The 11,180-nt window shown below is 47.7% G+C and carries 6 protein-coding genes and 1 pseudogene; 3 read left to right on the top strand and 4 right to left on the bottom strand.

Annotated elements, in window-relative coordinates; all coding sequences use genetic code 11:
• Positions 1 to 96 precede the first annotated feature (96 nt).
• Entirely contained in the window at positions 97 to 2,700 is a 2,604-nt protein-coding gene (locus tag J7439_RS18890) for an ankyrin repeat domain-containing protein (protein ID WP_209203510.1), read from the top strand.
• A gap of 91 nt (positions 2,701 to 2,791) precedes the next feature.
• Positions 2,792 to 2,956 carry a sigma factor-like helix-turn-helix DNA-binding protein gene (locus J7439_RS18885; RefSeq protein ID WP_209203509.1) on the top strand — a complete coding sequence of 55 codons (165 nt, stop codon included), beginning with the start codon at positions 2,792 to 2,794 and terminating at the stop codon, positions 2,954 to 2,956.
• Between the two features lie 386 nt (positions 2,957 to 3,342).
• Here the strand turns inward: J7439_RS18885 and J7439_RS18880 are convergent, their stop codons facing one another.
• The gene (locus tag J7439_RS18880; RefSeq protein ID WP_209203508.1) at positions 3,343 to 5,619 is read right to left on the bottom strand and encodes an ankyrin repeat domain-containing protein; all 2,277 of its coding nucleotides are present in this window, start codon (positions 5,617 to 5,619) and stop codon (positions 3,343 to 3,345) included.
• An 83-nt stretch (positions 5,620 to 5,702) separates the two neighbouring features.
• Between J7439_RS18880 and J7439_RS27235 the strand changes: the two are divergent.
• A pseudogene (locus J7439_RS27235) lies at positions 5,703 to 5,837 on the top strand (type II toxin-antitoxin system RelE/ParE family toxin); the annotation flags it as partial.
• A gap of 88 nt (positions 5,838 to 5,925) precedes the next feature.
• Here the strand turns inward: J7439_RS27235 and J7439_RS18870 are convergent.
• From J7439_RS18870 to zapE, 3 genes are all read right to left on the bottom strand, one after another.
• Positions 5,926 to 8,682: an ankyrin repeat domain-containing protein gene (locus tag J7439_RS18870; protein ID WP_209203506.1), complete on the bottom strand. Its 2,757-nt coding sequence runs from the start codon at positions 8,680 to 8,682 to the stop codon at positions 5,926 to 5,928.
• A 409-nt stretch (positions 8,683 to 9,091) separates the two neighbouring features.
• The gene (locus J7439_RS18865; protein ID WP_209203505.1) at positions 9,092 to 9,877 is read right to left on the bottom strand and encodes an SDR family oxidoreductase; all 786 of its coding nucleotides are present in this window, start codon (positions 9,875 to 9,877) and stop codon (positions 9,092 to 9,094) included.
• 33 nt (positions 9,878 to 9,910) lie between these two features.
• Positions 9,911 to 11,005 carry a cell division protein ZapE gene (gene zapE, locus J7439_RS18860; protein ID WP_209203504.1) on the bottom strand — a complete coding sequence of 365 codons (1,095 nt, stop codon included), beginning with the start codon at positions 11,003 to 11,005 and terminating at the stop codon, positions 9,911 to 9,913.
• Between the last annotated feature and the right edge of the window lie 175 nt (positions 11,006 to 11,180).

The raw sequence follows: 11,180 nt of genomic DNA, 5'->3' as shown, positions 1-11,180 counted from the left end.
TGAAATAGACTGCGCCGCTGGCTGGAAAAGGGTGGCCGGATGTTACCGGAATAGGTGGCCGAATGTTTCCGGAATCAGTGGCCGGATGTTACCGGAATGGGTGGCCGAATGCTTCCGGAATACCCAAAGGGCTTCAAATCATGTCTGGAACAACTACTCTCTATCGCGAATATCAACCAAACTGACAACAGTGGAAAAACACCGCTACATTATGCAATTTTAAACAAGGATGAGAAATTTCTGGAAGAATTATGTAGGAAAGTTCAGCATTTCTCGCCCCCAAATATCACTCATGCCCTGCGATTAGCCATCGATGAAAATTATGACAGCGAAAGTACAGAGAAACTGGTCAATAGGATACGCCTGGAAGATCCGGACGAAACTGACGGTAAAACACTCCTGCACTACGCTGCAGAAAAAGGCAACAAAAATTACCTGGAAAAATTTCTGGAGAAAGCGAAAAGGGAAGGGTACTTGGCAAAATCCATCAATCTTAAAGATCATAAAAAGAGGACACCCCTGCACTATGCAGCCGAGAAAAAGCACAGTAATTGTCTTCAGTTACTACTGAAGAAAGAACTCAAAGAATTAACATGCATCGATGCTAAAGATGAAAATGGTGACACCCCACTGCTCCTGGCTGATACTGATGCATGCGTAAGAGAGCTGATAAAGGCTAAAGCTGATGTGCATGAGAGAAATAACAACGGTATAACGCTACTGCATCGTATAGCCATGTCAGAGAAGAGAATTAATTGGCTGAAAGAAAATTACAAATGTTTTAATTTTAAAAAGGGAAATGATATTAATGAACCTGACATAGACGATAATAATCCGCTGCACTATGCAACTTATAACGGTAATATAATGTTTCTGAAAATGATCTGCGAAAAAGAAGGTAAATCTATAAATAAATATTTCCATGCTAGTAATAAACAAGGGGTTTCACCACTGTTTTTAACTATTCATAATGATAACAAAAACGAAGGCCTGATAAAACTGATCAAAACCAAAAATATAATACAACATATAGACCAGCGTTCGAGGTTATTTCTGTATGCTGCAGCTTATGGCAAAAATTATTGCCTGGAAAGGTTTTTTGAAAAAAGGCTTGACGACATAATAGATATCAATCACAAAGTTCAGAATAGTGGTATGGCTGCTTTGCACTATGTCGTTAAAGATAAATGTTGGAACCACAGTAGTTCTCTGGAGGTTCAAGGATATAAAGATTGTCTTAAGTGGATACTCTGCTTCGATGACGTAGACGTCAATCTCCCAGATAACCAACGCAAGACACCATTACATTTGGCTGCCGAGGCAGACAATATTTATTGCCTGGAAAGGTTGCTAGACCAAAAAAAACACCCAGTTAATATCAATGCTAGGGATCAACAAGGCAGGACACCATTACATTTGGCTGCCGAGGCAGACAATATTCGGTGCCTGATAGAGTTGCTAGACCAAACAAGACACCCCCCAGTTAATATCAATGCTATGGATAAGGAAGACAAAAAACCCCTGGATTTGGCTAAAGAACACTCTCTTTGCCAAGAAGCTCTGCAGGAGGACTGGAGGAATCTCAACGCCTGCGAACGCAAAGATAAACGTAAGTATTATCTCGACAAATATTTTGAAGGACAAGACTATCAGACCAACTACAAAAATGAAAATGCTCACAGTCAAAGTAATCCAGTTGACTTAAAAGATGGTTTTATTCGCTATCAAGAAAAAGTATTTATAGATGATCAAGTAGTTGAGTGCCTAGATGAAATTAAAGAAAAGTATCAAGAATTGAAAGAATTGGATTTTATCCCTTGCCCTGAAGTTAGCTCCTTTGTTGTTTTAGCAAAGGATTATGTTGATAAAATTATTAAAGGCAGCTATGAAGATGCAATTTTCGGCTATTCCGGAATTAGAGAAAACCGCAATACCAAAAATCCTAAAGACCTGAAACAAATCTACGTTCCCGTACACTTTATACCTGACTTTGAACTTAATAATTTATCACTGGATCGCTATCCTTTCCATATTGAAGGCACCAAAGGTAAAATTATTGAATTCTTGGGCAAATATGATAAATGCCATTTTACGGTAAAAAGTATTGACAAAAAGGAGCAATCAAAAGCCAGAGTCAGTGTGAATATAAAGTTATGTCTGGATGATTGTGATCTGCCAAAAATGGTGAGAAATGTTTTTGTGGCTCCAATTAAGGACACTTTTGGTCAAATACCATTAGACTTTATTGGGGGAATTATTGAACATCCGGATTTACAAGGCTTGCTTAAGAAAATTTCTGATGCTGTTAACACTGGTAAGGAAAAACTTCAGGAAAAACTTAAGGAGGAAGTTGTTAAAAACGCAGGAAAAATGCAGGAAAATCTTGGTAGCGAAGCAGCAAAACAACCTGAAGAAATAAAATCCAAGAAATTCGACAGCACCATCAATAAAATTCGCAACGAATTAAAAAGGCTCAACGAAAACGAAACTGATATTGGCACAGCATTGTTAAAAAATAATTTTGAGGTTTGCAGTGGCCCCATCAATTTACTGCATAACATCAAGAACGGTCAGAAAATTCAAATTGAATTTGACCGGTTTGAGTCATCAAACAGCCCCGCCCGTTTACAGATCAACTCAACCGGTAGCCAGGTAAAGTTCAAAGATTTATCTGAAGCATTGAAGGTGCTTTTTAAATAAAATAGATTAGCCAGAATATTTCATAAACACCAGAGTTCCAAAGTAAACGACAGCTCTTCACCGTTGAAATCTGCCCGAATGGTTTTTTCATTTGAAGGGTAAAACTAAGCTTCGTGAAGTTTTCAGGCTCAAATTTGAGCACCACCTCAGTGAGCGAAAGATAGCCCAAAGCTGCAATATCTCCTGCTCAACCGTTAAAGTGCTCAACACAGCTGCTGCTAAAGGCCACAAAAAGGCCATCCAGACATTGCTGTGACGTAAAAGTCCCGGGTCGTGTTTTTTTCTTTAAGGGTAGAAAACGTCACATTGTCGTTGATACCTTAGCCGGGTTCTTTCATTTTGCAACACCGGGAAATTAGCCTCATCAACCGTCCAAAAAGCGAAGCATTCCTCACTGCCTCCACCGCCTCATCCGCTGGCGGTTCCGAATCTAGCCGCTTCGATCAGTTCAATAATCACATTATCGGGAATCACTACGCCATTGTCGCTTTATATGGATCCGGTGCCTGCAGGGCTTTTTCTCGTTCGATAGGGTCTTGTGCCTGCCCGGGAGGAAGTTTGGCCGTTGCTAAGCATGCCGAATTTTTTCCAGAAAGATCGGCCAGAAAACCGGTGTCATATATGGTCCGCCCAGCTTTCATTTCACTCTATTTTTGATCCGTAAAGGGAAAGCGCCCCCAAGACTTCCGGCGGGGACTGCTGGTGGTTGGCAGGAGAATGATTAAGCTGTTGTTGCAGGAACCGAACCACATCCTGATGGCCATTTTGTCTGGCGATGGAAAGTACGTCCGCATTGTGGAACGGGTTTGAGTAGTTAATGTTGGCGCCCTGTTGATACAGGTAGATGACGGTATCCAGACGACCAGACTGTGATGCAGTCCAGAGTGCGCTGCCAAGGCTCTGGCATTCCACATTGACGTCAGCCCCCAGCTCAACAAGATACTTCACCACATCAATATCGCCCCGTTGGGCCGCTAACCAGAGAGGGTAGGAGATGTCAGGTCTGTGGGCAGCACTGAAATGGGTCTCGAATGCGCCGAGCAGGTACTTTATTGCGTCCAGTTGGCCTTGAAGGGACGCTTGAATGAGTGCCATGGAAAAGTATGACGGCTTGATGCGCTGCAGTATTGCCTTCTCTTCAAACAGGTATTCCAATACGGGACAATGACCTCCGCTTGCGGCGGCATTGAGCAAACGGTCTGCTTCAAAGGTTGCGGATTTATGCACCAGACACTTGACCAGCCCAAGGTGTCCCTTCGCTGCGGCCTCAATGATAGGCGTAGTGCGCCCACTACTGTTGGCATTAACATCTGCACCTTTTTCCAGCAGGTATTTCACGATCTCACCGAAACCCCTCCCCGTTGCTATGTAGATAGGGGCCTCATAGCCTGAAGCAGCGGCATTGACATTGACGCCTCTGTCAAGCAGGTATGCCACGGTATCCATACTGCCAGCGCTAACCGCCCAATAGAGTGGCGAACCCCACCCGGTATCGTGAAGTCTTGCGCCCTTGCTGTCCAGGAATTTGGCCAGTTCAAAGTGCCCCCGGTCGCAGGCCTGGCATATTGGGGTTTGTTGGCCTCGGCAGTTGGCGTGAATGTCTGCGCCCCTGTTCAGTAGCCACGCCACCGCTTCGATGGAGCCGCTGCGGGCTGCAGAAGAGATCGGGGAATAATAACCCCTCTCATCAATGTTGATGGTTGCCCTGCTGGCAATGTAATCCATCATCACCACCTTGCCACCCTCAGCAGCGTGGCGGAATAGGGCGGTGCCGAGGCCGGGAGCATCAATTCTCAGCGTCTGACGCTCAAGCAAGTACTCCACCAGTTGGCAATTGCCAGAACAGGCAGCAGCCTCGATGGGGTGTTTCCGGGGGGGGCGTCTACTACCGGTGATGGCGTCGATGTCCGGGCCGCCGGCGTTGATGTCCGCCCCCTGGTCAAGCAGATATTTGACCGTTTGCAGGTTGCCGCTGCGACAGGCAGCCCAGATCAGGGTTTTGCCGCCGGTTTCGCCATGGCTATTGTTTGCGCCTCGCTCAAGCAGTAACTTGACCAGCTCAAAATGACCGCAGATTGCCGCGGCATAAACCGGGGTAAGCTGCCCGGTACTCTGGTTATCAATGTCCTCGCCCCGATTGAGCAGATACTCTACGATTCTGGAAAACCCCATTTTGGCGGCATGGTGAATCGGGGCACCCCTGCCCGGGCAACCGATTTGCAAACGGGCACCGTTCTTTTCCAGAAACGCCACCAGATCCTGATGGCCACCTTTAATGGCCAAGTACAGTGGCGAATTGACGCCTGTGGTGCTGCCAGCCTGTATGTCGGCATGATGTTCCAACAGAACCTTGACTATCTCCCGATGCGCGCCAGCGGTCGCTACTGACAGAGGTGCATGGAGAGGATTACTGGCCTCAAGGTGTGCCCCCGAAGACAGCAGAAGCTTTACCACTTCAAGATTGCCAGCCAATGCAGCCAGCCAGAGTGGGGTGTACCGCGATCCTTTCTCAACAGCCATGGGCAGGTGGGCGGCAATAGAGGGTTCTACCCCGCTAATGTTGACAGGTTGTTGATCCAATGTCGCAATCTGGCTGGAGAGGTTGCAATTAACATCAGCACCTTGTTGAAGCAATGCTGAAAGGGCGTGAATTTCTCCATTCAGGATTCCAGAGACCAATTGCCATTGCCAGTTTTCCGGCAGGGGCTGTGGGTTATGATGCCCTGGTGGTGCAATGGTTCTTTCTATCAGGGCAGTGGCGGGGACAGGGCTGTTGTGGTCAGGGGGAGTCTCTTTTGGCAAGGCAGGAAGAACAGGGGCTGACGACTTATCGGTGGCATCATGGCCAGAAGGCTTTTGGTCGGTGATTACACCGGAGAATGCGCCCTGGCTATCAGGACTGGAAACTGCACCATACATTTTTTGATCCCAACTCAGTTATTGAAAACTGTATTGACATTTATCCCTCCTTTTTTATCCCCCCGGATGATTTTTTATATCTTGAATTCAGGCTGCGAAATTCGGGCTATCGATTGGTTTACCAAGTCTTGGACGACGTTGTTGTAGTATTTGTGGTCAGTGTTGGTAAACGAGAACGAAGCGAAGTCTATAATGCCGCTCAAAAACAACTACGGTAAAGCAGCATAAGAATTATTCTCCGGAATTTAAGCGTAAAGCCATTGCTATTGTGGTTGAGCAGGCCAAGTGCAGGACAAAAGACATTGATCAAAGCACCTGTTTTATCCGGGCAAATTTCGCTAACGTGGCGATCAGTGCATTGTTAAAATCATGCCCCACATGCATACGTTGCAGGGCAAAATGGTGGGCGACAACGGATGAGCCATCCAGGCAATCATCAATATATTCAACCAATGCATCAACTGAGGGGTTAGTTGCCGCCAGTAGTGCCATCCTTTCCAGGGTGCCGAGGCGCTTTCGCACCCCTTTGTTCAGCAGGCTCCGGACGGTGACGGCAGAAACGTCCTGATGCTGTTGGTCATTGATAAATCGTAAATCGGCCAGGGCTGTTTTATGGTCATCCAGATAGTCCATCGCCTCCTGATAATGCCCGTGGCAAATCAGTGAATAGGCCTCTTGCAAAAGCTGCTGTTCCGTTTCGTTCATCCTGAGTTTATAAGAAAGAGCCTCAATTTTCAGCGCCTCAAGGGGATACCCCATATCCTGTGGAATCGGGGTTTCACCATCAGGCAGAGTAGACAAATAGGGGTGGCCCGTTTGCAAAAGAAAGGATGTGGTATTGGCTCCCTCGGTCAATACAGGCAGATCGGAAGCCGTGATCAGATGATGAAACACCGGTTTTGGCAGGTCTGGCAGCAAACAGATGGCAACGGCTTTATGTTTGCTGAACTGTCCCAGCTGTGCCTCAACCTCTTCCGACTCAGAATCAATAATCACCAGTGTTTTGGCCATGCCCAGGTTATCAGGCAGTTTGTTGGGTGTCTGGGATTTACCCATCAAAATCAGCGTGGCTTTGCCCTGTTTCTCTTGGGTGACTTTTTGCAAGGCATCGATCCATCGACCTAACAGCTGTTCTCTTCTGGGTATAACGTCCTGATGCTGCAACCCATAGATGACACTCAAATGGATATGCCCTTGTCGGCACAAAGTACAGATTCTGCCCAGGGTTTTCGCCTGTAAGGGACTGTTTATGGGTGAGGCATTCAAGGCTTCTCTGATCCACTGTCGTTCATCCCGGTCGGAGCTAAAAGTTCTGATGGCACCAGGCTCCGGAAGCAGGCTGTTGGGTGGCAGGTGCAGGGGGATTTTTCGCAGGTTCAAACCATCAAAATCGGTGTACAACACCCGACCATCCGGTGATGTAATGTCAAATCGGTAGGGTTTTACCACCATGTAATGATCGCAATGGACTGTGTGTTGCTGGTGTTTTTCGGGCAGGTCCAGAAATGAAAACACCACAGCAGGTTCTGGTACTCCATCATCGCACTGCACGATAGATAGTGTACTTTGCCCCATACGGAAACATTGCGGTAGGCGTTTGTCAGGATCAAAGCCGGGCAATAACAGCGCCAGCTTATTGAGTTCCACCCGCTTTAATCGTTCTGTTTTCAGCCCTTCAGCAGATTCCGGGTCGGCATCATTGTCTGATTGACCTGTTGCTTCGGACTGCCGGGTAGCGGTGGGTTGATGCCATGGGGGCGATAATCGCAGTTGAATTTTTGGAGCGCCCAATGCAACCAGCTGGTTAACCAGTTGTACACTGACATTTTCATCACCCAGAGCGATAAAACTCTGCTCTTGCTCCCTCTTCATGCAGAAAAAGGTGCCATACACCCCCACCTCTCCAAGCCACTGAAGCACCTGTTTTGCCCTCTGGCGTAATGCCCGGCTACCGGATGAAACCGTCGACGATAAATCCATGGCCTGAATGAATGCACTGCCCGAAGGATTGTCTTTTCGGGAAAATAGGAATTGTCCCTGAGTAACTTCCTCTTTTTGCCACGGAGACACGGAGTCACAGAGGCAAAGATTTTTTCTTTTCTCCGTGTCTCCGTAACTCTGTGGCAAGGTTTTTTCTTTGCTGGCCAACTCTTTACTGGCCAACACCGGAAATATGGAAGTTACTTCAGGACAGTTCCGTAGAGGGGCAAACAGCTCCCCGGGAGGTGAGAACCGGAATGTCCCGGAACCCGTTTTTGAAATGGCTGTTTCTTTATTCGGGCCATAAGCAATAACAGGCCTGAAGGCTGGCAAAACCGATGTTCTTAACTGTTGGATTCTTTTTTCACATTGGGCGTCGGTGCTGTGTAAATTGAGAAAGAACAGTAGGTGATTCAGTCTCTCACGGACACAGGGCTTCTCTATGGCAACTTTGAGAAATGCCAGCTGTGCCCGCTCTGAAGCCTGGGAAAATTCCAGGCAATGCACCGGCGTTTTAAGACTGTTATCCATGGTTACCAACGTTTCAGGTACACAGTTCATCATCTTGATGCTGCTGCTGATGTACCCCCGTAAAACAGCGATATGAAGCGGTAACAATCCTTCTTTATTTTGTTCGAGCAAAGACTGCGCACCGGCACCGGAGGCAATGATCACATCAAGACTTCCGGATGTTTTAGCGCGTGCTGCATGGTGTAATGCCGTGTCGCCATTATGATCTTTTGTACACAATGCATGTTTACCTTGCTCAGTGTTGAGCGCTTTACGGAGCAACAGCGTATAATCCGACGCTCCCATCCGATGAACCAATGTCTTGCCTTCTTCGTCTGCCAACAAAAGACAGGCCGGATACTGCTCAATAAGCGACGGATGCCGGGCAACCAGACGCAGTAACTGTTCCGGATTTTTTTCCTCAATGGCCCGCTCAAGAGCAGCCGTAATGGGATGCTCAACACAGGGTGATTTCCGGACAGTTCGCTCAAGATTGGCGGTTGTGATGAGAGGGCGCTCTGTTACTGTGCAATGGCTGGTACCAACACTAATACGAGGATTTACTGCTACCACGGTATCGGGATTAGCGACATGAGACGGAACAGGAGAATCCGGTTTCCCATGATTCGCAGAGGCAGATGATCTATCTGAATAAACTGGCTGGCATGGTGGAATCATATATCGATTATCCAGGGCATTGTGAGTATTTTATTACTGTTGTTCCTGGTTTGCTTCGTCAGAGAGCAGACCACCCTGAAAGTTCTTGTTCCGATAAAATTTTCAACTAAATGGTTCGAGAAGCTCTTTAAGTTTTTTAAAAACTTCATCCTAATGTGTTTATTACAATGTTAATAGTCGGTTTCTCGATAGCAGCACCGTGATTAGCCCTCAATACACTGTTTAACCACTACCCTTAGAGGCTTTTACAAGCCCCGTCCTTCAGGGCGGGGTTCCCTGACGTTTGATATCGACTGCCGTTGCGTTAGACGCTCTTCATTTTTCCACCATCGACTACCGTATTGGTTCCGGTGATGTAACTGGCAGCGTCGGAAAGCAGGAATGCGGCAGCATTGGCAAACTCTTCAGGCTTGCCGTAGCGCCCCATGGGAATAGCTGACTCAGCAGCTTTTCGAACTTTGCCCGGGCTGGTATCAGACCGTTGCGCGAGAAACATATTCAGGGCTTTGATTCGATCCGTATTGATTGAGCCCGGAATCAGGTTGTTGATGCGGATATTGTATTGCGCCAGGTCGGTTGCCAGCGTTTTTACCAGACTGTTGACGCCTGAACGCATGACATTGCTCATCACCAGAATATCGATGGGTTCCTTTACGGCGGAGGAGGTCAGGGTAAGAATGCTGCCGCCGTTTACTTTAAGCGCAGGCAGCGTTGCCCTGATCAGTCGTATGGCGCTCATCAGCGTTAATTCAAAAGCAGCCTGCCAGGCTTGATCATCAAACTCTTCAAAGAAACCCGGTGCGGGGCCTCCGGCATTGATGACCAGTCCATCAATGTGGCCAAAGTCATTCTGGGTATCGGCCACCCACTGGGTGATTGAATCCGCATCACGGGCATCAAATACATAGCCCCGGATTTCTGCTGCCGTTTCTTCGCTGATCATTGCGGCTGCTGTGGCGATACTTTCCCGGCTGCGACTGGCAATGGAGACTTTTGCGCCTTCTTCAGCCAGCTTCTTTGCAATGGCATAGCCGAGCCCTGAACTGGCACCCGCCACCATGAAAACTTTGTTTTGAATACCAAGATCCATACGATGAAACTCCTGTAGTTATTTTCGACGCACTTATGGCTTGTGAGGCCGGGCAAGGTACTCTGTAGACTGCATCTCCTGCAGACGACTGCGCGTTCTCTTGAACTCAAACGACAGCGTACCACTGGCATAGAGTGCTTCAAGATGTACTTCACTGGATAAAATAAGTTTTACGCCACGGTCATAGAACTCGTCAATCAGATTGATAAAGCGTCGGGCCTGATCATTCCGGTTGGCATCAAACTGAGGGACATCCTGAAGAATGACTGAATGGTACAGGCAAGCAAGCTCGATATAGTCATTCTGGCTGCGGGGGCCATCGCACAGATCAGTAAAGGTAAACCAGGCCACATCTCTGCCTGACTTTACGGTGTTAATAGGGCGTCCTGATATTTCGATGCTCTGGCCCGACTCAATATGTTCCGGGTCAGCCGCCAGCTCTGAAAATATCCGCTCCAGCTTTTCATGGTTGGCCTTATTGAGGGGCCAATAGTAGGTTTCAGCTTTTTCCAGAAGACGCAGGCGATAGTCAATATTGCCATCAACATTCACCACCAGGGTGTGCTTTTTTAACAGGTCGATGGCTGGAAGGAAGCGGGCCCTTTGCAGCCCATCCTTGTAGAGAAGGTCGGGATCTACATTCGATGTGGCGACCAGGGTGACGCCCCGCTGAAAAAGCTGATCCATCAAACCGGCCAGGATCATGGCGTCTGTGATGTCGGAAACAAAGAACTCATCAAAACAGATGACTCTTGCTTCTTTGGAAAGACGTTCAGCGACGCTTGATAGCGGGTTTTTCTGCCCCTCCAGTGTCTTGAGCTCGGCATGTACCCGGCGCATAAAGTGGTGGAAGTGCATGCGCAGCTTATCCTGAAAGGGCAGGCAGTGATAAAAGGTGTCCATCAGCCAGGTTTTACCCCGGCCAACGCCCCCCCAGAAATAGAGGCCACGTAATGGCTCCCGGGGCTTGCCGAGGGCACCTTTGATCTTCTTGAGGAGTGATCCCCCGGGTGGTTGGATCAGCTGTTCATAGAGGTTTTGCAAGTGTTTTACCGCCTCAGCCTGGGCGGGGTCCCTGCTAAAACCTTTTTGGGTGATATCCCTTTGATAACAAGCTTGCGGGGTCATAATCAGATACTGGATAAAGGAGCGCTGCTTATTGTTTTCATATTTGCCAAGGGGCCAGAAGGCTGTCAATGTAACTGGACTACGATCAGGTGGCAAGGCTTGCTTGCTGAACCCTTTCAGGCTCATCGGCGGATACAGTACCGATTTTTACGCTGGGTTCGGTCATTATAGGTTT

Origin of the sequence: Salinisphaera sp. G21_0 (assembly GCF_017744115.1) — a bacterium.
Lineage (GTDB): Bacteria > Pseudomonadota > Gammaproteobacteria > Pseudomonadales > Endozoicomonadaceae > Endozoicomonas.
This window is presented reverse-complemented; position numbering and strand designations above follow the sequence as displayed.